The sequence below is a fragment of the Burkholderia sp. 22PA0106 genome (assembly GCF_047497155.1).
GTDB lineage: Bacteria > Pseudomonadota > Gammaproteobacteria > Burkholderiales > Burkholderiaceae > Burkholderia.
The window spans coordinates 1,052,399-1,074,103 of the sequence record NZ_CP163163.1; the positions used below are offsets into that span (position 1 = coordinate 1,052,399).

The 21,705-nt window shown below is 62.2% G+C and carries 19 protein-coding genes and 3 pseudogenes; 13 read left to right on the plus strand and 9 right to left on the minus strand.

The window, feature by feature from the left end; translation table 11 throughout:
• Positions 1–431 precede the first annotated feature (431 nt).
• From AB4850_RS19630 to AB4850_RS19640, 3 genes are all read right to left on the minus strand, one after another.
• A complete protein-coding gene (locus AB4850_RS19630) occupies positions 432–1,823 on the minus strand; it encodes a tyrosine-type recombinase/integrase (RefSeq protein ID WP_414444669.1) in 1,392 nt (463 codons plus the stop codon).
• Between the two features lie 229 nt (positions 1,824–2,052).
• On the minus strand, positions 2,053–2,199 hold the full coding sequence (locus tag AB4850_RS19635) for a hypothetical protein (RefSeq protein WP_414445688.1): 147 nt from the start codon (positions 2,197–2,199) through the stop codon (positions 2,053–2,055).
• 188 nt (positions 2,200–2,387) lie between these two features.
• Positions 2,388–3,752, minus strand: coding sequence for a hypothetical protein (locus AB4850_RS19640; protein ID WP_414444670.1), 1,365 nt, complete (start codon positions 3,750–3,752; stop codon positions 2,388–2,390).
• 607 nt (positions 3,753–4,359) lie between these two features.
• Between AB4850_RS19640 and AB4850_RS19645 the strand changes: the two genes are divergently transcribed.
• The 4 genes from AB4850_RS19645 (at position 4,360) to AB4850_RS19660 (ending at position 11,158) form a co-directional block, all read left to right on the plus strand.
• Entirely contained in the window at positions 4,360–5,628 is a 1,269-nt protein-coding gene (locus AB4850_RS19645) for a DUF3443 family protein (protein WP_414444671.1), read from the plus strand.
• A 92-nt stretch (positions 5,629–5,720) separates the two neighbouring features.
• Positions 5,721–5,912, plus strand: a complete 192-nt coding sequence (locus AB4850_RS19650; protein WP_414444672.1) for a hypothetical protein — start codon at positions 5,721–5,723, stop codon at positions 5,910–5,912.
• Positions 5,913–5,941: 29 nt separating this feature from the next.
• The gene (locus AB4850_RS19655; protein ID WP_414444673.1) at positions 5,942–8,125 is read left to right on the plus strand and encodes a phosphocholine-specific phospholipase C; all 2,184 of its coding nucleotides are present in this window, start codon (positions 5,942–5,944) and stop codon (positions 8,123–8,125) included.
• Positions 8,126–8,602: 477 nt separating this feature from the next.
• Positions 8,603–11,158, plus strand: coding sequence for a di-heme oxidoredictase family protein (locus AB4850_RS19660; RefSeq protein WP_414444674.1), 2,556 nt, complete (start codon positions 8,603–8,605; stop codon positions 11,156–11,158).
• A gap of 86 nt (positions 11,159–11,244) precedes the next feature.
• On the opposite strand, the pseudogene AB4850_RS19665 reads toward AB4850_RS19660, so the two are convergent.
• A pseudogene (locus AB4850_RS19665) lies at positions 11,245–12,009 on the minus strand (sodium:solute symporter); the annotation flags it as partial.
• Positions 12,010–12,021: 12 nt separating this feature from the next.
• On the opposite strand from AB4850_RS19665, the gene AB4850_RS19670 reads away from it, so the two are divergent.
• The 7 genes and pseudogenes from AB4850_RS19670 (at position 12,022) to AB4850_RS19700 (ending at position 16,434) form a co-directional block, all read left to right on the plus strand.
• Positions 12,022–12,252 (plus strand): cupin domain-containing protein, encoded by a 231-nt coding sequence (locus AB4850_RS19670; RefSeq protein WP_414444675.1) that lies wholly within the window; start codon positions 12,022–12,024, stop codon positions 12,250–12,252.
• A gap of 141 nt (positions 12,253–12,393) precedes the next feature.
• Positions 12,394–12,678 carry a hypothetical protein gene (locus AB4850_RS19675; protein WP_414444676.1) on the plus strand — a complete coding sequence of 95 codons (285 nt, stop codon included), beginning with the start codon at positions 12,394–12,396 and terminating at the stop codon, positions 12,676–12,678.
• 785 nt (positions 12,679–13,463) lie between these two features.
• Complete coding sequence (locus AB4850_RS19680) at positions 13,464–14,921, plus strand: PLP-dependent aminotransferase family protein (protein WP_414444677.1); 1,458 nt, start codon at positions 13,464–13,466, stop codon at positions 14,919–14,921.
• Between the two features lie 24 nt (positions 14,922–14,945).
• Positions 14,946–15,074, plus strand: a pseudogene (locus AB4850_RS19685) (transposase); the annotation flags it as partial.
• Positions 15,075–15,109: 35 nt separating this feature from the next.
• Positions 15,110–15,238: pseudogene (locus AB4850_RS19690) on the plus strand (IS3 family transposase); the annotation flags it as partial.
• A gap of 63 nt (positions 15,239–15,301) precedes the next feature.
• A complete protein-coding gene (locus AB4850_RS19695) occupies positions 15,302–15,616 on the plus strand; it encodes a transposase (protein WP_414445559.1) in 315 nt (104 codons plus the stop codon).
• The gene (locus tag AB4850_RS19700) at positions 15,613–16,434 is read left to right on the plus strand and encodes an IS3 family transposase (RefSeq protein WP_414444678.1); all 822 of its coding nucleotides are present in this window, start codon (positions 15,613–15,615) and stop codon (positions 16,432–16,434) included. The genes AB4850_RS19695 and AB4850_RS19700 overlap by 4 nt, the downstream gene beginning before the upstream one ends.
• A gap of 145 nt (positions 16,435–16,579) precedes the next feature.
• Here the strand turns inward: AB4850_RS19700 and AB4850_RS19705 are convergent, their stop codons facing one another.
• Positions 16,580–16,942, minus strand: coding sequence for a hypothetical protein (locus tag AB4850_RS19705; protein WP_414445560.1), 363 nt, complete (start codon positions 16,940–16,942; stop codon positions 16,580–16,582).
• A 313-nt stretch (positions 16,943–17,255) separates the two neighbouring features.
• Positions 17,256–18,110, minus strand: a complete 855-nt coding sequence (locus AB4850_RS19710; protein ID WP_414444679.1) for an NAD(P)H-binding protein — start codon at positions 18,108–18,110, stop codon at positions 17,256–17,258.
• A gap of 189 nt (positions 18,111–18,299) precedes the next feature.
• Here AB4850_RS19710 and AB4850_RS19715 point away from each other — a divergent pair, with 189 nt between their 5' ends.
• Entirely contained in the window at positions 18,300–18,716 is a 417-nt protein-coding gene (locus tag AB4850_RS19715; protein WP_414444680.1) for a winged helix-turn-helix transcriptional regulator, read from the plus strand.
• A gap of 229 nt (positions 18,717–18,945) precedes the next feature.
• Here AB4850_RS19715 and AB4850_RS19720 read toward each other — a convergent pair.
• Together AB4850_RS19720 and AB4850_RS19725 are read right to left on the minus strand one after the other, a co-directional pair.
• Positions 18,946–20,045 (minus strand): IS3 family transposase gene (locus AB4850_RS19720; protein ID WP_414444681.1). Its coding sequence is split into 2 segments (ribosomal slippage): positions 18,946–19,793 and positions 19,793–20,045, totalling 1,101 coding nucleotides; the frame shifts between segments, so codons are not numbered across the junction.
• Between the two features lie 75 nt (positions 20,046–20,120).
• Complete coding sequence (locus tag AB4850_RS19725; RefSeq protein WP_414444682.1) at positions 20,121–20,591, minus strand: AAA family ATPase; 471 nt, start codon at positions 20,589–20,591, stop codon at positions 20,121–20,123.
• Between AB4850_RS19725 and AB4850_RS19730 the strand changes: the two genes are divergently transcribed.
• Positions 20,578–20,820: a hypothetical protein gene (locus AB4850_RS19730; RefSeq protein WP_414444683.1), complete on the plus strand. Its 243-nt coding sequence runs from the start codon at positions 20,578–20,580 to the stop codon at positions 20,818–20,820. The two genes, AB4850_RS19725 and AB4850_RS19730, sit on opposite strands and share 14 nt — an antisense overlap.
• 45 nt (positions 20,821–20,865) lie before the next feature.
• On the opposite strand, the gene AB4850_RS19735 is transcribed toward AB4850_RS19730, so the two are convergent.
• Positions 20,866–21,696 carry an oxidoreductase gene (locus AB4850_RS19735; RefSeq protein ID WP_414444684.1) on the minus strand — a complete coding sequence of 277 codons (831 nt, stop codon included), beginning with the start codon at positions 21,694–21,696 and terminating at the stop codon, positions 20,866–20,868.
• Between the last annotated feature and the right edge of the window lie 9 nt (positions 21,697–21,705).

Below are 21,705 nucleotides of genomic sequence, written 5' to 3' on the forward strand. Positions count from 1 at the left end.
CTTCTTGCGGACCGGCTCGCCGTGTTTTGCCGTTCTGCGGGGTAGGTCTGTAACTGTACGTCGCCACATTGAGCAATCCCTTATGGGCTGGCCCTGTACAGCCACAATGAGAAACCCGCCTGTGATCAAACTACGTGAATTGGAGTGCTGGCGCTGGCTGGCTTTGGTCGGATTGGGTTGGAAAATGTTTGACGGAATCGATGACGGTATTGCCAACACCAATTGTCTCGAGGTACCTCCTCTTCGAGGCCGCTTTAGCAGAGTTGGTACTGAATCTCCGTTGCGGTCCGCGGAGCGGCAGTAAGTGCTGGTGGTATTTTTCGGTATCGTTGGCGGTATCGTCGCCATATGAACTAGTTGCATCCTTGTCCAGATAAGGTTGCAGCCGTTGGGTTGACAATCGAGTGGGGATTGTTCAGGCCTGAGCGGCATTATAAATTTTCGCCGGAAAAATCGATCCCTGCTTGCTCAAGCATCCACATCTCGATCGCATCATGCCATTTCCGAAGAAGGTCGATCGGGCGCCGACGATAGTGCTTCTCCGCAATCGCTGATGGTCGGTGACCTTGGATTTGAGCGACGACTCCCGTCGGTACTTCAACCCACTCGGACAAGGTGCCGAACGAACGCCGGAGCCCATGCAAGCTGAGATGAGGTAGATCGACGCTTGCTAGTGCCTTGTTATGTGCGATCCGCGGTTCCGCCAATTTGCCATCCTCAGCCTTCTTGCTCGCAAATACCCATAGAGAAGGAGACCACTGCTTTCCTTGGGTTTCGAGCTCTCTGGCTTGGCGCCGATTCGGAGGCAGTTCGTTGAGATGCTTGAGGTGCTGCAGCAACTCAGCGAAATACAACGATAGGGGAATAGTGCGTCCCCCAGTTCCCTCGACCTTGTCGTTCAACGTTATGCTGCGCCAGCGGAAGTCAACGTCTGTCCATTTCAGGGATGCCAGTTCTTCGCGCCGCGCACCCGTAATCAAAAGCCCCTGAAGGTATGCTGAGATGACGGGATTGGGTATGGCCCTGACAGCGCTGAACCAAGATGCCAACTGCTCTCGCTGCAAGCAATCCCCCTCTTTCGCGCGTTGGCGAGGGATGGTGTCCTTCACTGCCGGGTCGGTACAGCAATCAGCATTCGTCGCTGCACGAAACTGCTCCGACGTTGCACTCCATCGGATGAACGCACGAAATTTTCGATAGGCGTTTGTTGCCATCGTCTTCCGCGTAGCTTGCTGACTGCGGAACCAAGTCTTCACCACATTGGCATTGATTTGCGAGAGAGGCATCTCGAGCAACGGAGCAAGAGGACCGGCGACACTGACGCCTTGGCCGCGCTTTTTCGGAATCCCACCAGGGTCAGCTGCCTGAAGGTGATCGGCGCGATGCCGTTCCCCCCATTTTTCGTGGGGAGCATCTAGGTACGCGTTCCAAGCAGTGCGCGCGAGTAGGGATGTCCGTAGTAACTCTTCTTCCGCCGCTTTCCGAGCAAGAGCCTCGCGTTCGAGACGTTCAGTACGCGCTCTGGCTTGGCTCTCTTTTTCTGCGGCCGCAACCTCGCGAGGGTCTTTGCCTTCACTCACGAGCGTTTGCAGACGTCGGGCCTCAGCCTGAGCCTTTTCTATTGTGAAGCTTCGTGGATCGCCGATCGTTATCCGAACGGTCTTGCCATGTACTTTCGACTGGAAAATGTACGACTTGACGCCGTTCGATGTAACGCGGAGCCCTAGGCCCGGCGCACGGCTGTCCCAGAGAAAGGCCTGCGGTTTGCCGTCAGGGCATTGGTGGGCGTCGACTCGTGCGACGGTGAAGTTGACCTTGGACATCGTGGGGTGGGTTTCCTAGTTTCCATGTAACCGCCATGTAACCAAATTCTAGGATTTTTTATCAATTTAGGTCAACGTCGATTTTTCGATGTTATCTGAAAAATTGTTTTTTTTCAGTTAGTTATGGTGTTATCTCTATGCCGATCCATATCGAAGAACTCAAAGACCTTCTGCCTTCTAAGCCGTAGGTCACACGTTCGAATCGTGTAGGGCGGGCCAGTCTAAAGCCTTATGCAGCAAGGGTTTCAGGCGATTCCTTGCAAGTATCATCGACCGTCTTCCCGCCCAACTGCGCCCAAAACGTGACCGTGGTGCCCAGTTCGGCCTGCTTCAACGCGAAGGCAATCTGCTCTTCCGTGTACCTCGATTTCTTCATGCAAACCTTCCGCCCGTCAGGGCTTCAAATTTGCCAGAAATCTCCAGTCCTCGCCGCTACGGTTTTTCGGGAGGAGGTCACAGGAAGGCGCTGCTCGGCCAGCTCCAGATGTAATCAGCACGTTGCCGATGCGGGCGGGCGTTCGCCGGGATTTCCGAATTTCGCGCGAGCGCCCGGCGCCTCGCTGCTCAGGCTTTCTCGAAGCCGAAGGTCACTTCCCGATAGAACTGGCCGAATTGCTGCATCGTCATGCTGACCTGGGCCTGGCCGTCGTAGTGGATTCCTCCCTTCGACGTGCCGGCCGTCTTGAAGTTGCCCCATGGATTACGCAGGGTGATCCGGTTGGCGCCGGCGTCGTAGCCGACGACGGTCCATTCGTGCCCCGAGACCAACGCGCCGGCGTCATTGTTGGCGCAATAGGCGATCACGGGCTTGCCGTCGGCGAAGGCCTGCGTGATTCGCATCCCGATCGCGGACGATCCGGCCTGGTCCTTGGCGGCCGACGTGCCGGTCAGCAGGTAGAGGGCATAGATGGCGGGGGAGCCCGTCACGGCCTTGCTGTGCGAGGCATAGGCGGGTGGATGGCCGCCGGCGGCCATGCCGGGATAACCGAGCACAATGGCGGCCTCGAGTATTCGCGCCCATTTGGCCTTGTCGTGGACCTGGGCGGTGATCAGCTCGTCCTCGGTCACCCTGACGGGATGTTGCGGATCGCCGGCGAAGCTCACGGTGAAGCTGCCGTCCGCATTCTGGCGGATGGCCCTGGAGAGCGCCGCCTGGCCCTTCGCGGTGATCGCCGTCGCCACCAGGGCTGCCTGGAATACACAATCGCCGTACTTGCCCTGGTCGACGCCGGTCAAGGCGCTGTCGGCGATGTCCTGCGGCGAAAACGGCGATCCGCCGGCGGCGATCGGCCCGTGGTTCGGGCCGGCGGAACCCGATGCCCTGGACCATCGCTTGCCGTCGAAGGAGGCGCTCGCCAAGGCGGCGCCTTCACCCTTCCAGACCGCGTAGAGCTTCGAATCGGAGACGGATAGCGCCGGGCCGCCCAGGCTGGTGGCGCCCGCAATCGCGGCTTGCGGCGACCAACTGGTGCCGTTGTAGACCGAATACCAGACCCGCTGATCGGCGTGGTTTCCCTTCCAGGCCGCGTAGAGCTTCCCGCCGAAGGCGGCGAGCGAGGGCGGCACGGCGCTGTTCGCATTGGGGACGGCGGCCTGCAGCGACCAGCTCGAGCCGTCGAGCACGGCATATTCGAGGTCGCCGCCCGGGCCGGGGTTGCGCCATAGCGCATATAGCTTGCCGTTGAACCAGGCGGTGGCGGGATCGACGCCGGCCGCCGGCTCGAGCGAAAGGCTCTGGGCATGCGCGCCCGCGCTGATGAGCGCGCCCAGCAGCAGGCCCGCGCCGGCCCTTCGGCTGCGCCTGCGTGGCGCACTCGCGTCGATCGAATCCGAATCGTATCCGGCCGCCCGGCGCCAGGCGGCGCGAACGCGTTCGGTCAGCGCGAGCAGCCTGGAAGGAAGGGCGTGGCGAGAATCATGACAGCGCATCTTGGGTTTCCGAAAGCATGATTGGGGCGGGAGTCCAACGTCTCAGGCCACCATAGGGATGGAAAACGCGGCAGGCGAGGATTCGATTCGGAATGCAGAACAAGCATGATTCGAAACATCCGATCGATAGTCGATGCCGCGAGTGGATGGGGAGCGATGGGACCGATTGGCGGGCTCGTCGAAAGGAGGCGATGTCCGACATCGATCAGCGCCTGTTTCATTTTCCACGGCGAGTCTGATTGCCGTCAGGCATAGAAAGGGAATTCTGAATCGACACACGGGAATCGTTTCCCACGCTGCTATGCCGACCAAAGGAATACAGGGAAAATATTCGAAAACATCGATGTTTCAAGTCCCGAATTTCATTATTTTTGAGTTTTCGAATCGGGATGTGCCGCTAGTATCAATCGCGCGAAACGTGGCGAAAGTGCTGCGTTTCGCCAGTCAAGGTGTCATCGTCGATGGATGACGGACAATAATTAAGAACAACTAATCATAATCAAGAGGGGGAGGCTATTCAGTCTCGTCGGAATCGTCGCCTGCCAACCGGTGCGCGCGATGCCGAAACCCTGTGGGCACAAGAAATTTCGACGACATCTGAAGAATCATGAACATGCTGAAACCATTGCGGTACGTCTATATCGCCACAGCGGTGCTGCTGGCATCGTGCGGCGGCGACAACGACCCGGGCTCCTCCGTGACAGCGAAACCCGTGCCGGCGACGTACGCGGACAACACCCAGCCGGTCCGGCTCGACCGGCCGACCATCCACACCGCGAATACCACCGTGCAGGCAGGCCACAACCGCTTGCTGACGTCGGTGACGCTCTGCTCCGATGCGGCGGGAACGAATTGCCAGACCATCGACGACATCATCGTCGACACCGGCTCGGTCGGGCTGAAGATCTTCGATTACGCGCTGGCAGATGGCGGTGCCTCGTTCACCGACGAACGCGACGCGAACGATAACCCGCTATCGACGTGCGCTGTTTATGGCAGCGGTTATGCGTGGGGGAGGATGAAGATCGTCACGCTGAAGATGGCGGGCGAGACGGCGCAAAATCTGCCGATCGCCGTGATCAACGGCGCGGCCACGCCGGCGGACGACGCCACGGTGGACCAGGGCCTGTTGCCGGTACCCACCCAGTGCGCCACGAGGAACGGCGTGCAGCAACGTCGGAAGCTGCGGGATAGCAACGGCATCCTGGGCGTCGGCGTGCCGATCTCGGATTGCGCGGGGTGTGCGGTGTCGACGACCTACTATTCCTGCCCGAGCGCAGGGGGATGCCAGCCGACCTTCATTCCCCTGAACATGCAGACGACCCAGCCGGTCGCGAGCTTCGCCACGGACAACAACGGCCTCATCATCCGACTGCCGAGCATCGACAAGTTCAGTACCGCGCCGGTCGCCGGGCAAATGGTGTTCGGCATCGGCACGCAGCCCGACAACCAGCCCCAGGGCGTAACCGCCTTCGCCCTGAACAACAGCGGGCGATCGGTGCTGAACGTCAACGGCTCGACCAATCCGGTGCTGGTCGACAGCGGTACGGACAGTTACGTGATTCCCGCGCCGGTCGCGACCAATTCGCAAAATCGTTATGTGCCGCCGGCACCGACCAACGTGGCCGCGACCTTCCTCTCCGATGGCGCGACCGGCGATGGCCCGAGCAACCAGCAGGCAATCAACATCAATCTGATCGATCCCACCGGCGCCATCGCGGCCGACGCGGTGGTGATCGACGGCATCGGCTCGCCGCCGTCGAGCGCCACCGGGACCTTGTACCTGGGGCTGCCGTTCTTCCTCGGAAGAAGCCTCTACCTGGGCTTGACCGGTCACCAATCCTCGCTGGGCGCCGGGCCGCTCATCGCCTTCTGATCATGAGCGTCGGCGCGGCGGGCGCGAGTGCCTTGCATGCCGCGCCGACGCCTGGCGTCTCGCGATCCATCTACCTCACCCGGTGTACCGACATGAAGACAACCCTGATGACGCTGCGGCGTTGCATCGTCTCGGCGGCCGACACGCTGTCGCCCTGCTTGTGGATCGGCACGGCGATGGTGCTGGCCACCCTGACGCTGACGGCTTGCGGCAGCGACGATGGCGGGGACGCCGCTGTCAATCCCGCGCACGCCGCGCCGGTCAAGCTCGACTGCGCTCCCTGAGCGGCGTTTCCTCTTTTATCGCAGCCACCATGACCCAGTTCAATCGTCGTCACTTCCTCAAGGCCATCGGCGCCGGCGCGGCGCTCGGCGCGCTGCCGGCCTCGATCCGGCGCGCGCTCGCGATTCCGGCGAACAACGCAACCGGGACCCTGGCCGACGTCAAGCACATCGTGATGATCATGCAGGAGAACCGCAGCTTCGATCATTACTACGGCACCATGCCGGGCGTGCGCGGTTTCAGCGACCGCTTCACGATTCCCACCGCGAACGGCAGCATCTGGACTCAGACCGGCGTCGGCGGCAAGCCGGTGCAGCCGTATCACCTCGACCCCAGCCTCGGCGATGCCTATGTCGTCGGCGGCGATCACAGCTGGCAGAGCATGCATGCGGCCTGGAACGCCGGCCTCATGTCGGCCTGGCCCCAGGCGAAGAAGAACGATGCCTCGATGGGCTATCTCGATGCCGGCGAGCTGCCGTACTACCGGGCCCTGGCCGGCGCCTTCACGATCTGCGACGCCTACCACTGCTCGGTGCTCGGGCCCACCTATCCGAACCGCCTGTTCTGGCAGAGCGGCAGCAATGGCGTGAGCCTGGGGCAGGGAGCGGTGATCGCGACCGAGACTTTCTGGACCTTGACGGGCGGCACGCCCGAGCAAGGCCTGACATGGACCACCTATGCCGAGAGTCTGCAGGCCGCCGGCGTTAGCTGGAAGGTGTACGAGTACGGCAAGAACACGACCGGCGGCAGCCTGAACGCCGCCTTCCGCGCCTATCGGCAGGCCAATGCCGATCTCGCCGCGCAAGGCTCGCCGGTGGCGCAATATTCGTCGGCGCTGGAGGCGCTGTCGCCGCTCTACAAGGGCTACGGCAACACGATGTCGACCGATCAAGGATTCCTGGCCGACATGGCGGCGGACATCGCGGCAGGCACGCTGCCGCAAGTGAGCTGGGTGATCGCGCCCGAGCCTTACCAGGAGCATCCGGCGGTGTCCGCGGCGCCGCAGGGCGAGTGGTATGTCGAGCAACTGCTGGACGTACTGACCGCCAACCCCGAGGTCTGGAGCCAGACGGTACTGCTGATCAATTACGACGAGAACGATTGCTTCTTCGATCACATGCCGCCGCCGTGTCCGCCGTCGCCGGACGCCGGCACGGGCGGATACCACGGCGGCTCCACCGTCTCCACCGACGGCGAATACCTGACCATGGGCTCGTTCCCCGGTGAGACCTCGCCGTTCGGCCCGGACGGCAACGTGGTCGGAGCCGGGATGCGCGTGCCGATGCTGGTGGTGTCGCCATGGAGCGTCGGCGGCTGGGTAAATTCCCAGGTCTTCGATCACACCTCGCCGTTGCAGTTCATCAACCGGGTGTTCGGCGTCGCGCCGTCGAACATCACGCCGTGGCGGCAGGCGGTGATGGGCGACATGACCTCGTGCTTCAATTTCGCCTCGCCGAACGCGACGCTGCCGACGCTGGTCGCGGCGCCGACGCGCGCGGCGGCCGATGCCGTGTACAAACAGCAGCGCGTCGCGGCCCAGGTGCCGGTGCCCGCGCTCGGCTCGGTGCCCTTGCCCGTGCAGCCGCTGGCGGGGCTGGTGCCGTCGCGCGCCCTGCCGTACAACCTGCACACCAGCGCGGTGGTCGATCCGACCGGCGGCGTGGTGACGCTCGAATTGTCGAACACCGGCACCCAGGCCGCGGTTTTCCATGTCTACGACAAGCTGAACCTGACGACGCCTCCGCGACGCTACACGGTCGAGGCGGGCAAGCAACTGTCGGATGCATGGAACGCGGCGGCCAACACGCCCTCGCGCGAATACAGCCTGTGGGTGCTCGGCCCCAACGGTTTCAATCGGCACTTCGACGGTAACGTCCAGGCGGTGACGCAGGGCGCCAATCCCGAGGTCCGGGTCTGCTACGACCACGCCAACAACCAGCTGCAACTGACGGTCACCAACACCGGCACCGAGGCGGCCGGGTTCGCGATCACTGCCCAGGCCTATCGTGGCGACGGACCCTGGAGCGGGACCGTGGCGCCGGGCCAGCAGGCCGAGTGGTCGTGGTCGCTGGATGCCAGCCATGGCTGGTACGACTTCACGCTCGCGAGCGCCGACGGCAAGTTCGCGCGCGGCTTCGCGGGTCGTCTGGAGACCGGCAAGGACAGTTACTGCGATCCGGCCATGGGTGTTGTGGTCTCGACCACGACAGGCTGATCGGTCGGCGCGCATCGCCGATATCTCGTTGCCTGCGCATCGACTGGTTGTTCCGAGTGCTCGCCGTCCGGCGAGTGCTCGACGCGGCCTGCCCGTGAAGGCGAACCGGCAGGTGCCTCGCGGGCACGGCGTATCGTCCGGGATTCGCCGCCTGGCTTCGAGCGGATGCCCGCCCGCCGGCAAGAAGGCCGCGACCCTCGCGCTGTACCGATAACAGCAGGAAAACAGCCCGGCGCCTGCCTATGCTGTATCGATCGGGATCGTCCGTTCCGCCCCTGGCGCCGGCCTTTTGCGGTGCCGATGATGCGGAGCCTTCGATTGCATTCCGATGGATGTGGCGGCTGCAACGATCGCAGGCATTAAACAACGTCCTGCACGCGCGCGGGGGCGCATCGGCTTGCTTCATGTCGTGTCTCCCCTCTCGTGATGCCGGGACCTCCACCGCGTCTTATCGATACCTCGAGGGAGGGATACGAGATGAAACTGCATTTCCCCGATGCCGCCGTACCGCGGCTGCGCGCGACCACCGGCTGGCTGGGCCTGCTGGTCGCGATCGCATCACTGAGCGCGTGCGGCGCCGACGACGGCGGCGGTTCGGCTGCCGGCGGCGCGAGCACGCTGGCGGCCTCCGCCGATAGCTCCTCGCCCGGCGTCGACCTGGTCGCCGATCCCGAGCCGGCTTTGCCGGCCGCGCATGTGATGGCGCAGGCGATATCGCCGCCGGCGGGACCCGCCGTGCCGCTGTCGCCGCAGGCCACTTCGCCGCTGAAGTTTCCGACCGATGGCACCGGCATGGTGCCCTTGTGGCCCGATTCCCAGCCGCCGCTCGAAACCACGCAGTTCAGCCTGCCCGACGGCACCCTGGTCACGCGCTTCGGCCTGGTGGGCCGGCATCGTCATGCACGCGAGCGCGGCGAGGGGTGGGCCGAGATCGGTTACGGCGTGAACGAGACGGTCGACGCCAAGGGCAATCCGGTCGACAAGGGTCCCGGCAACTACCTGAACTTCGTCAAGAACTACTTCAAGAACCGCACCTGGGGCGTGGAGATCATCGACAACAGCCGCGTGGCCGGCGTGCTACGTCCGACCCTGCGCATCAACAACTACTTCCAGGAAGCGCAGCGGGCCGGCGGCCGGTCGTTCTTCCATCGCTTCGACGCGCCGACCGTGACGGGCTTCGGCTGGATGTCGCCGGGCAAGCTCAAGGATGCCTCTCTGTATGGCGTGAACGCCGCCAACTGCCCGGTGGTGCCGCGGCCGCCCAACGGTGCGCTGCTGCATCCCGATACGGTGCTCAACGACGGTTGCAGCGCGACGGTCGATGCCTTCCCCGGTCACGACGCGCTCAGCTTCGATGCCAACGGCGTGCTTGTGCCGAGCAAGACCGTGCGCGGCGCCACGCAGTTCTACGACTACGCCGTGACGAACGGCGTGACCGGTATCCCGGTGGCCGGCACCAACATCCCGTCCCGGCCGCTCAAGCCGGGCGACGTGGTGGAGGTGACCCAGGCCTTCTTCTCGACGCCCGAGGCGATGCAGGCGGTGGGCGACAACGGCGACTTCCACTACTACACCACCGAGCTGACCTACGTGGTGGGAACTGGCCTGCGGCCCTGGTACGGCGTCCAGCCGCGCCTGAACAACGCGCCCCTGCCGCCGGAAACGTTGCAGGGAGGGACCGGTTCGGTGTCCTACGACTATAGCGACGGCAGCGAATTCATCTTCCAGCAGGCGCAGTCCGACGTCGGCATGCAGGACATGCAGCGCTTCACCGAAGGGCGGCGTCTCCTGCACAGCAATATGACCACCGGCCAGCACAACGAGCCGGGCAACGACGTCGACACGGCCGTGATCGGCTTGCAGGGCGGCAGCTTCAATCAATCGTCGTGCTTCGCCTGCCACGTCAACAACGGGCGCAGCCCGGCGCCCTGGACGCCGAACCAGCGCCTGGACCAGATGGGCATACGCGCGGCGATGGTCGATGCGAGCGGGCAGCAGGTGCCGGACCCGTACTACGGCCTGACGGTGCGCATGAGCGGCAACGGACCGAAGGGCACGCCGGTGGACCTGGGCCACAGCGTGCGCGTCGCGGGATTCGATACCCGCACGGTGTATCTGGCGGACGGCACGCCGGTGCAGTTGCGCAAGCCGAAGCTGGCGTTCGACGGCCCGACGCCGCAGGTGGTCTCGCTGCGCGCGGCCCAGCCGATCATTGGCATGGGCCTGCTCGAGGCGATTCCCGAGGCCGACATCCTCGCGCGGGTTCGCACCGTGCCCGACGCGGACGGCGTGAAGGGCACCGCGAACTTCGTGTTCGACCCGGACACGGGCGTGGTGCGCCTGGGCCGCTTCGGCTGGAAGGCATCGAAGTTCAGCCTGCGTCACCAGGCGGCGTCGGCGCTGCTGGAGGATATGTCGGTGACCAGCTCGGTGTACCCGAGCCTCGACTGCCTGAACGGCCCCGCGACATGCAAGTCCGGCAGTGCCGCCAAGGGCCTGGCCGACGGCGACCTGCTGTCGATCTCGCGCTACCTGGCGCTGGTTGCTGTGCCGGCGCAGCGCAGCGTGCCGAGTGGCTTTCCGAAGGGCGTGGCGCCGCTGCCGTATCTCGATGTCGACCAGGCCAAGGTGGCGGCCGGCGCCGCGGTGTTCCGTTCGCTGCGCTGCGTGAGCTGCCATACCGCCGAGATGAAGACGGGGTCCGGCGACGAGTTCCAGGAGCTGCGCGACCAGACCATCCGGCCCTACACCGACCTGCTGCTGCACGACATGGGGCCGGGGCTCGCCGACAGCTACGCCGAGGGCCTGGCCAGCGGCACCATGTGGCGGACGCAGCCGCTATGGGGCATCGGTTATACCGATCTGGTGATGGGCAAGCAGGGCAATGCCGGCTACCTGCACGACGGCCGCGCCCGCACGCTGACCGAGGCCGTGATGTGGCACGACGGCGAGGCCGCGCATGCGCGCCAGGGCTTCGCGGCGCTGTCCGCGTCGGATCGCGATGCCTTGCTGAGCTTCCTGAAGTCGCTTTGATGCCACGATGGCGGTACGCGGGCGCGTGGCCCGCGTCCGCCATTTGCCTGGAGCGCGGCCGCCCGAGGGCGGCCGTCACGCATTCCCGACCATGCCATCCAGGTACCGGTGGCGATGCCGGCCGCCCAGCCGGCCAGCAGGCCGCGATGATCGATCCGTCGCGCATACAGGCCCAGCACGATCGCGGGCAGGGTCTGGATGATCCAGATGCCGCCCAGCAACTGCAGCTGGATGGCGTAGGTGAGCGGCTGGCCGATGATGAAGGCGAGCGCGCCGATCTTCATGACCAGCGAGACCCGCTTGGCGACCCGGTTTTCCTGCTCCTGGCCGATGCCTTCGTTGAAGAAGGCCTTGTGGATGTTGCGCGTGTAAAGGTTGGCGGCGGCGATCGACATGATCGCCGCCGGCACCAGCGCGCCGACGCCGATCGCCGCGAACGCCACGCGGGCTAACCACGACGGGAAGAAGTGCAGGAACAGCGCGGGTACCGCGAAGCTCGCGCCGAAGGTCTTGAAGTACGGCGCTCGCCTCCGGCATGTCCTTCACGCCGGAGGCGAGCGCCATGAAGCCGAGCAGCGCGAGCAGGCCGAGCACGAAGGAGTAGGCGGGCAGCACGCCATGGTGCGGCGCAGGGTGTTGGCGGACTTCGACGACTGCACGGCCGTGATCGAATGCGGATACAGGAACAGGGCGAGCGCCGAGCCGCTCGCGAGCGTGGCGTAGGCGCTGTAGCCGTTGAGGCTCGAGGTGTCTGGCGCCTTGAGCAGCAGCCTGGCGGGCGGCACGGCGTCGAAGATGTGGCCGAAGCCGCCCATCTGTTCGCGCAGCTCACGCGGGATTTGAATGCTCGCGGGCTCGAAGTCATGCTGGTGCGGTTGCCGCCTTCGCCGACGCTCGGCCAGCTTCCGATCGTGACCGGCGAGGCCTTGCTGTTCGTTGTATCGGGGAAGATATCGCTGGTTCTCGATCAGGATGACTTTGACCTGCATGCCGGAGACAGCCTGCATTTCCGGTTTACGCAATCGCACGGATGGCTCAACCAGGAATCGAGCGAGGCGCTGGTGCTGTGGGCCAGCGTGCCGAGGCTGGTCTAGCCCGCGGCGAGACCGTATGTTCCGGCGGCTCATCGTCGTCGGCTTGCCGGCCAGCCTGGCCGGTTCGGCCCACGAGCCTGATGTGAGTGAATCGATGCTGTCGTCCCCCGAATCCTGATCTATTGTCCGCAGCCGTCGCGCATGCATCCGCGCGTCGCGGCCATGGGGCGGCGCAGCCTCCAGCGGCTTTCGCGCCTGGGCCTGCTGCGTCATCTGCGCCAATTGGATCACATGATCGCGGGCAATCTCGAATGGACGCACGAGATGTCGCGTCACTGTGAGTCACCGTGGCGACCGATCAGCATCCTGGATCGCACACCGTATCCGGCCGACGCGGACGCGCGGATCGGGCGGCCTGCCCCGGACATTGCCTCGATCGCTTGGTGGTGGGATCAGGTGTCGAGCGGGAAGATGGTCTGGCGATAGGCAGGACGTCGTGTCATCACACGAGCTTCGGTGCGCCCTCGTCTTTCACGATATGGCCGACGATGCCCGGCCGTGAGTGCACGCTTGTCGACATCGGCCAATTCATATCAAGAAATCATCTGATATATGGGTCAGGCCTTCTTGAGGAAAAATAATATTTCTGTTCGCTTTGTGCGGTGATTCATTCTGAATCAGGACGCGCGGCTGGCTTTTCCGCAATCATTTCCTTCCTCAAGTTCGTCGCAGAATTCTCACTAGCCGGCGAGCTAGTGAAGATAGCGATGAGTATCATGTCGGACTACGAAATAAATCCATTTGATTGTGAAATTTTCGTCAACGTCGGGCGGTTCGAAAACGTTGACTCAAGATGGTCCATGGCACGATCTCACGCTTCGCGCAGAGCGTCTCGCGTGCGCGAAAGTCTGAGGATTGTCCCCGCCGAGCCATATCCCGCACAGCATGCCGGCATGTGCCGTGTTTAGTGAATGAATGCCGATGTATACGCGCGCGGAGGGATTGCCGCATGACGATTGGGTCGCCGCGATGAGCGGGGCTCATGCCGCGCGAGGATGAATTCTCCGGTATCCGAAGCCGCGGCGGTAACGCCTCTCGCCATCGCGCCATTGTCGTGCCTTCGTCGCCAACGACGGAGCAATGCAATGCCGGGAATTGACTTCACAAGGGAAATGAAGCCACGCAAACAGTGGTGAGGCCGCCGCATTGGCAGGCTTGATAACGATAGATAAACGACGACGTCGACAGCGTTTTAAAAAACAGAGGTCAGTATGTGGGATCGAACTACTCGCTACGGCGAAATTGCCAGCCAGATGCGAGACGAGATTGGCTCGGGCATCTTCCAGCCCGGGGACAAGTTGCCTTCGATCCGCGCTTTATGCAAGCGGTTCCAGGCCAGCAGTGCCACGGTCACGCATGCGCTGTATCTGCTGGAGGATGCCGGCATGATCGTGGCGCGGCGGCGTTCGGGTTTCTACATCTGCGACACCCCGCATGCAACCGGCCGCGCGCGGCAGTCGCCTCGCGAGCTGGTGCCGGAGGCGAACCTGTCGGCCAGGCGGGCGCTGCTGCAGAAGCTCGACCGGCACCTCGACCGCGACCAGCCTCTGCTGTTCGCCAAGCTGAATCCGGAGTTGTATCCGGTGGTGCCCCTGCAGCGCATCATGACCGACCTGGCGCGCCGCAACCCGGAACTGTTCACGACCGGCTACCGGACCGGCGACACCACGCTCGAGACGTTGCTGGCGCGTCGCGGGCGGGTCATGGGATGCGACTGGTCGGCCGAGGACGTGACGATCACGCTGGGCGGCGACGAGTGCCGCCGTTTCCTGCTGCGCCTGCTGACGCGACCGGGCGATATGGTCGGTGTCGCGTCGCCGTGCGAGCTTCGGCTGCTGGAGGAACTGGATGCGCTGGGTCTGAAGGTGCTGGAGATCCCGGCGCATCCGCAGCATGGCTTGTCGATCGATACGCTGGATTTCGCGCTGAGCCGCGAGAAGTTGGCGGCCTGCGTGCTGTCGGCGAACTTCCCGCACCCGACCGGCTACCTGATGAGCGATGACGCGAAGCGACGCACGGTGGAGTTGCTGGAGAAACACCAAGTGCCGCTGATCGAGGACGATCGATGCGGCGACCTGTATTTCGGCAAGAGCCGGCCGCTGCCGTTCAAGGCTTTCGATCGAACCGGGCGGGTGCACTACGTGACGGACTTCGGGCACCTGATCAGCCCCGGGATGTCGATCGGCTTCGCGGTGACGGCCTTGCAGGAGAAGCTGGAACTGATCGCGCGGCCGCCGGCCCTGTTCCAGCACACGATGGCGAGCTTCATGTCGAGCGGCTTGTTCGAGCCGCATCTGCGGCGGCTGCGGCACACGCTGGCGGATTACGCGCGTCAGTACCAGGAGGTGGTGCGGCGGCACTTCCCGATCGAGGCACGCGGTATCGAGATAGCGGGCGGACACTGGATGTGGGTGGAGATGCCGAGCGGCTTCGACACGACGAAGCTGCTCAGGCGGGCGATGGAAGCGGACATCGCATTCGTACCGGGGCAACTATTCAGCATGGACGGTCGCCTGCACCATTGCCTGCGGCTGAACATGGGCATGCCGATGACGGAGCGCATCGAGCGGAACATCGCCTCGCTGGGTGCCATGATCGCCGAGCAGATGAGGGTGACCTGCGTTAGGAATCTTGAACCAATCCGAGAGCGAGTTTTGCCGCAAACTTGACCCTGAACCAGGAGGCGGTTTGCCATGAAACGCAAGCGTTTTTCGATCGAACAGATTGTGGCGGTACTGAAGCAGGCGGAACTGGGGATGCCGGTGGCGGATCTGAACCGCCAGGTCGGTATTTCGGAGCAGACGTTTTATCGCTGGAAAAGCAGTACGCAGGCATGCAATCGGATCAGGTACGCGAGGTGCGATATGGCTATCGGCGCGTCCACGTGCTGCTGCGCCGCGACGGTTGGCAGTTGGGCAGGAATCAGGTGTATCGACTGTATTGCGAGGAACAACGGCAGTTGCGCTCGAAATTGCCGAAGCCTCGCAAGATGGTGGTCATGTACCGACCCAGTGAAAACCTGCTCACGTCATTAATGGATGAAAAGACGATGAGCATGAAGATGGACGAAGACATCAAACGATGGACGGCCAAGCGCAAGAGCGCACTGGTGATGGACATCATTCAGGGCAAGACGACGGTTGCCGAAGCCAGCCGAACCTATGACCTGTCACCCTCCGAGGTCGAGAACTGGGTGGACGACAGCAAGCGAGGCATGGAGAACGCGCTTCGCGCCAATCCGCTGGACGTCAAAGAGCAGTACGAGCGGCAGATCAAGGAGCTGCAGGAGGCCTACGGTGAAGCCACGCTGGAGTTGCGCGCCAGAAAAAAATTGCAGTCCCTGCTGGGCGAGGACGAGAAGTGATCGAAACGATCCAGCAGGGACTGAAAGAAGAAGGCGTAGTCGTTTCGATTTCCAAGCTCTGCAGGTGGTTCGATGTGCCGCGCCGAACCGTGTATTACCGGCCAGTCAAGGCACAGCCGGTCGTGCAAGCGCGTTTCTCGGAGCCGATCAAGGCGATGATCGAGGAGTCACCGTCGTTCGGCTATCGGACCGTGGCACACCTGTTGGGCTTCAATAAGAACACGGTGCAACGTGTGTTCCAGTTGATGGGCTGGCAATTGCGCAAGCGGCCGGTTGGCTTTCGGCCACGCGTGCAATCGATGCCATCGGTTGCGCTCAAGCCAAACGAGCGCTGGTCGACCGACATGTGCCGCGTCTGGGCAGGACGAGATGGCTGGGCAACCTTGGCCTTGGTCATCGATTGCTACACGCGCGAGTTGCTGGGCTGGAACCTGTCTCGAAGCGGCAAGGCGACGACTGCGGCCAGCGCGCTGGAGCACGCGTTGATTGCCCGGTTCGGCACGCTGGGTCGGGTATCGACGCCATTCCTGTTGAGGAGCGACAACGGCCTGGTTTTCACGAGCCGAACGTACATGAAGCTGGTGCGCGATTACGGCCTGAAGCAGGAGTTCATCACGTCGCATTGCCCGCAGCAAAACGGCATGGTGGAGCGGGTGATCAGGACGCTGAAAGAGCAGTGCGTACACCGGCAACGCTTCGAATCGCTACAACATGCGAGCCGAGCCATCGCCGACTGGATTCAGTTCTACAACCACCGGCAACCGCATCAATCGCTGAAGATGAAGACCCCGGCCGAGGCGTTTGTTTTAGCCGCTTAACCTGAGCAGGTTTGGCTGGGTCATTACAGGGTTGCCTTCTGCCGCTCGCGCGTTGGCCATTAATGCGATCGATGCTAGTGTCGCAGCCACAGCGTGAAGTCGTTTTTTTTCTCATTTTTACTCCAGTTTATTTAAGATTTGGTGATTAGCGTGATTTATTCAAAGCGCGTGAATCTTTACGGCCCCGAACAATCAGCCCAATAGGCAGGCCGAGCGCGAACATGTGAATTAGTAGAGCGGGCATGTATGGCATCGGCGTGACCGACGCGGGGGTCGCAAATGCACTAAGCGGCAATACGACAAAACCCATAAAAAAGAACACACTGGCACCAAGCAACGGTCCGCTCACCAGCACCCATTGATTTACTATGGGCAATCGCCAAGCGACGAGCGCGTAAGCCACAGCTGGAACAATCGCCACGAAAAAGTGAAGCAAGGTACCTAGAATCAAGCCCTGGATGCCAGCATAGGCGGCCAAGCCCATCAGACTGCTTCCGGCCAACTGCATTTCGGGCACCAGCCCCACTCCTCGCGCCAACTGTAATACTAAGACCGGTACGAGTACGATAACGCCGGTAAGAGCGCCTGCAACGAGCCCCTTGGTAACCGCCAAGAGCAACCCATCATGTGAGCGCATTGTGAGCTTTGCCGCGTCTCGCGTCGAGCTACTACTTGTCATTTCGGTATCCAAATTAATTATGTTGAAATTGTGATCGAGGGTCTGACGAGGTGCCGTCGGCACACAAAACACGACACTTGCACTCACTTCACCCGTGCCTTCGCTTCCGCTTAATAAGCACCTGCGGACGCGGCGGCGATTTTCAATTCTTCAATGCTGCCGCGACGGCGTTCGCCAAGGAGGTTGTCGGACGGCCGATTAGACGTGATAGCGTGCCGCTGTCCTCGTACAAAGCGTCGCGGGACGCTGCAGCATCCGCATCGGCTAAAAGCGCAGCGAGATCGGCCGGCAGCCCGACGTTTGTCAAAATATTTGCATAGTCGTTTTCAGCCAGATCATTGTAGTTGACCGCCTTACCCGATTGCCGGGCGACTTCAGATGCCAGTTCGGCAAGGGTGAAGGCGGAGTCCCCAGCGAGTTCGTAGGTCTTCCCGGCCAGTGCGTCGTTCGTAAGCGCCGCAGCCGCAGCTTCGGCATAGTCCAAGCGCGCTGCTGAGGAGAAGCGTCCCGTTTTAGCTGCACCAATAAAGGCGCCGTGTTCCAGCGCCGCAGGCAGGGACATCAGATGATTTTCGATGTACCAACCGTTGCGGAGGATGACGGCGGGAATTTCGGAGGCCGCAATGACTTCCTCCGTGAGCCGATGTTCAACGGCCAGCCGGGCAGGCGAGGCATCCGCATGCAGCATGCTCGTGTACGCGAGCAACGATATTTCGGAGTGCTGAGCTGCATCGATGACGGCCCGGTGCAATGGAAGGCGGCCAGAGACCTCCGTCGAAGAGATCAACAGAAGCTTGTCTACGCCGACCAGGGCTGTCGCGAGTGTGTCGGGACGGGTGTAGTCAGCCTCACGCACCGTAATGCCTCGTTCGACGAGATCGCTTGCCTTGGCAGGGCTTCGAACTGCAGCAACGATCTGCGCAGCCGGCACAGTTTTCAATAGCGCCTCGATCACAAGGCGGCCGAGCTGCCCGGATGCTCCGGTGATTGCGTACATGGACATTCTCCCTAATTGAGTGATGGACTTGCATCTAGTGTAGGGTTGGAAATATCTCTTGGAAACCATCTACCCGTTGGTTATGATCATTTACAAGTACCCAATTGGAAACTGTCTGGGAGACTGATGATGAGCTTGAGGTTGCGGAAGAGAGTCGAGGTGTTGCCTGGTTGCCCGATGTCGAAATGCATGGCCTTGTTGAGTGGGGTTTGGACGCCCGAACTAATTTGGTGTGTGAGTCGAGGGCCGCGTCGGTTCTCGGAATTGCAGCGCGACAATCCTACGATCACTGCAAAGGTGCTCAGTGGCAGATTGCGAGATCTGGAAGGACGAGGCGTGATCCGCAGGAATGTGATGGCGACATCTCCGCCCTCTGTCGAGTACGAGCTGACGTCGCTCGGACAGGAATTGTTGCCGGCGATTACTTCGATTGTGGAGGTTGGATCGCGTTTGCTGCTTCGTGATTCCTCTAAAGAAATGCGGCAACGGTATCTGGGGGCTGCGGAACAAGGCGTGGCGGGCGAGCTGTCGTCTGACGTGGCCAGGAACGAAACGGATGAATCCGGTCAAATGTCCGATCGCTCAAACACTGGGCTATTCCTATGATATTGGGCAATGGCTGTAAGCGCCGCGAAGGAAATGGTTCGCAGTCCTTCCAGTGCACTCAATAGAGCGGCTTCAGTAGCCGCAGCACCGTCGCTATCGTCAGCTTTGTGCGCAGATTCAGTATCGGTCGCCGTATCAAACAGCGGCATGCGCCTGGTGACGTTGGTGGTATCTGGCGTACAGCGCCGTCGCGCTCCGAGTATGACCTGCGGCGGAATTTTGTAGCCACTCAAGCAGTGAGTCGAGTGTCGATGTTATCGGATTCCAGCCACGCTCGACGGACCGTAGCAGGAGGTTGGTAGCGATGCGCGCTGGGCGGACGCCTTTCGTTGTAAAACTGGCGCCATTGCTCTATCAGCACCTTGGCCTCAGCTCGGCTGCGAAACCATTCGCGGTTCAGCAACTCGTCGCGAAGTTTGCCGTTGAAGCTCTCGACGAATCCGTTCTGCCAAGGGTTGCCCGGAGCGATAAATGCAGGGCCGACACTTGCATCACGCAGCCACCGCATGACGCGAGCAGCGGTGAATTCCGCGCCGTTATCCGATCGAACATACATTGGCTTTCCATAGAGTCGCATCAACCTGGACAGCACCAGAATCACGTCTTGCGAACGCAAGCTTGCGCCGACCTCGATCGCCAGGCATTCCCGTGTGTATTCGTCGATCACGCACGGCATTTTCAAGACGCGTCCGTCCACCAACTGGTCGTGAACGAAGTCGTAGCTCCAGACCGAATTGGGCCGGGTCGCGCCGGGTAAGCGAATATCGCTGCCACAGCGCCGTCTGCGCGGACGACGCCTCGGGATGTTCAGCTTCAAGGCCTTCCACATTCGGCGGACGCGCGACTCGCTCAACGACAGCCAAGCCGCAATACGGCGATATCCAAAGCGCGGCACCACCTGAGAGACCGTAATGAGTTGCTCACCCAGGCGACGATCCTTCGCCGGCTGTTTGGGTTTGTAGGCTGGCACCCGGCGGCTCAATCCCAGGTAACGACATGCCTTGCGTTGCGACAGCCCCCGTAGGGTCAGGACTTCCAGCGCTTCGCGCCGGCCCGTCGGGGTCGTCATTTTTTTCGGCTGAATTCCTTCAAACCATCGATCACCAACAGTTGTTCGGCGATCAATCGCTTGAGGCGATCGTTCTCGGATTCGAGCTCTTTGAGTCGACGGGCCTCGGGCACGTCCATGCCGCCGAATTTGTTCCGCCAGCGGTAAAACGTCTGCTCCGTGATGTTGTGCCGCTTGCACAGATCTTTCACCGGTTCCTCGTGGCTCTCGGCTTCCCGCAGGATGCGGATGATCTGTTCGTCGGTGTGGCGCTTCTTCATCGAGTTCTCCTTGGTCGATAGGATAAGAGAACTCACTGACCGTTTGGCTACACGATTCGCCTCAGGTCACATTCGCTATTTTCTAAACAAGGTCACGCCGGATTCACGACAAAACGTTCGCACGGCATGCGCGGATGTCATGCGCACTTTCGGCAAGCCGATATCGTCGAACATCGCCGCGTAGCGCGCTCGATTGGCGCGAGTGGTGACGGCAATGTGGCGAACCATTTCCCATCGCAGCTTGTCTTCGGCCCCTGCAAGCGCTCCGGGGCGATCTCGTTCGAACAAGGTTCTCCGCAGATATCGGAGCAGGCTGATCGCGGTCGGCGTGTCGATGAGGATGAATCCCGTTGCGCGTTGCAATCGCTGAGGAAGACACACCGAGTAGTTGCCTTCCATTACCCAGTTATCCTCAGCAATGGCCCGATCATGCAGAGCGATGAACTCCCGTTGCGGGCGGGGTTGCCAATGGGTATCAGGCTGATGAAAAAGCTGGTCGAGATGGATGACGGGCAGTGCAAACGAGCGGCCGATGGCGCTGGCCAACGTTGATTTGCCACTGTTCGACGGCCCCATGATACATATGCGCGAGCCCAGGTCTGCGATGGAGATTGGCGACATGTGGAAGCTTGTGAAGATGGCGCGGCCGTTCGGCATGCGCGACCGCGCGATCATACTCCGAGCGGCGTTGCGTGGCGCCGATGCTGCTTCGGCGAGCCCTTGCCGGAATGCCTTGGCACGTTTGGATGCAACGGGGGCATCGAAACCCGGATGAAATCGAAGCGTCCCTGTACGCCACCAACACGGTGCTCGCCCGGTTTCAACCGAAGTCGGTGGCAATGGCGATCCGACGCCATGCATCGGTGTCCTCACGGAACGCCGCCAGTTTGCGATCGACGACGCTGTAGGCGACCGGCCCCAAGGGCAGGTGCAACGGCGGAGCGTCGCTATCGACGGCTCGCAGAATGACATCGATCGCCTTGGCCGGATCGCCGGCTTGCCTGCCATCGTTACTGTCGCGGTAGGCGCGCCGCTGGCCTGAAGTTTGGTCGTAGTCGCCGATCCGGTGTTTCGCCAGCGTGATCGAGCGCCCCAGGAAGGCCGTGCGGAATGGGCCGGGCTCGACGATGACGACGCGCAGGCCGAAGGGCCGTACTTCCTGATCCAGCGCTTCGGACAGGCCCTCGACGGCGAACTTGGTGGCGGCGTAATAGCCCGAGCCGGCCGCCCCCGAGATCCCCGCCGTCGAAGACAAATTGACGATGCGCCCACCGCGCCGCTGACGCAGCATCGGCAATGCCGCACGGGTCACTTCGATCAGCCCGAACACGTTGACATCAAACATCGGTCGGTACTCGTCGGCGACCGCTTCCTCGATCGCGCCGAACAAGCCGTAGCCCGCATTGTTGACCAGTACGTCCAGCCCACCGAAGGCTTGCGCCGCCAGCGCCACGGCAGCCCGAGCCTCCTCCGGTCGTGTCACGTCCAGCGCACACACCCGCACCGTGTCCGGAAACTGCTGCGCCAAGGTTCGCAGCGTTTCGGGGTCGCGGGCGGTGGCCACCAGTTGGTCGCCTCGCGACGCGATAGCCTGGGCGAGATGTTGACCCAAACCACTGGAGCAGCCGGTAATCAGCCAAGTCTTTTTCACGGTTTTCCC

Excerpts from the sequence above, each read along its gene's own strand:
- AB4850_RS19630 (WP_414444669.1), bottom strand. The coding sequence starts at position 1,823 with ATGTCCAAGGTCAACTTCACCGTCGCACGAGTCGACGCCCACCAATGC.
- AB4850_RS19635 (WP_414445688.1), bottom strand. The coding sequence starts at position 2,199 with ATGAAGAAATCGAGGTACACGGAAGAGCAGATTGCCTTCGCGTTGAAG.
- AB4850_RS19640 (WP_414444670.1), bottom strand. The coding sequence starts at position 3,752 with ATGCGCTGTCATGATTCTCGCCACGCCCTTCCTTCCAGGCTGCTCGCG.
- AB4850_RS19645 (WP_414444671.1), top strand. The coding sequence starts at position 4,360 with ATGAACATGCTGAAACCATTGCGGTACGTCTATATCGCCACAGCGGTG.
- AB4850_RS19650 (WP_414444672.1), top strand. The coding sequence starts at position 5,721 with ATGAAGACAACCCTGATGACGCTGCGGCGTTGCATCGTCTCGGCGGCC.
- AB4850_RS19655 (WP_414444673.1), top strand. The coding sequence starts at position 5,942 with ATGACCCAGTTCAATCGTCGTCACTTCCTCAAGGCCATCGGCGCCGGC.
- AB4850_RS19660 (WP_414444674.1), top strand. The coding sequence starts at position 8,603 with ATGAAACTGCATTTCCCCGATGCCGCCGTACCGCGGCTGCGCGCGACC.
- AB4850_RS19670 (WP_414444675.1), top strand. The coding sequence starts at position 12,022 with ATGCTGGTGCGGTTGCCGCCTTCGCCGACGCTCGGCCAGCTTCCGATC.
- AB4850_RS19675 (WP_414444676.1), top strand. The coding sequence starts at position 12,394 with ATGCATCCGCGCGTCGCGGCCATGGGGCGGCGCAGCCTCCAGCGGCTT.
- AB4850_RS19680 (WP_414444677.1), top strand. The coding sequence starts at position 13,464 with ATGTGGGATCGAACTACTCGCTACGGCGAAATTGCCAGCCAGATGCGA.
- AB4850_RS19695 (WP_414445559.1), top strand. The coding sequence starts at position 15,302 with ATGAGCATGAAGATGGACGAAGACATCAAACGATGGACGGCCAAGCGC.
- AB4850_RS19705 (WP_414445560.1), bottom strand. The coding sequence starts at position 16,942 with ATGCAGTTGGCCGGAAGCAGTCTGATGGGCTTGGCCGCCTATGCTGGC.
- AB4850_RS19710 (WP_414444679.1), bottom strand. The coding sequence starts at position 18,110 with ATGTACGCAATCACCGGAGCATCCGGGCAGCTCGGCCGCCTTGTGATC.
- AB4850_RS19715 (WP_414444680.1), top strand. The coding sequence starts at position 18,300 with ATGGCCTTGTTGAGTGGGGTTTGGACGCCCGAACTAATTTGGTGTGTG.
- AB4850_RS19730 (WP_414444683.1), top strand. The coding sequence starts at position 20,578 with ATGGCGCTGGCCAACGTTGATTTGCCACTGTTCGACGGCCCCATGATA.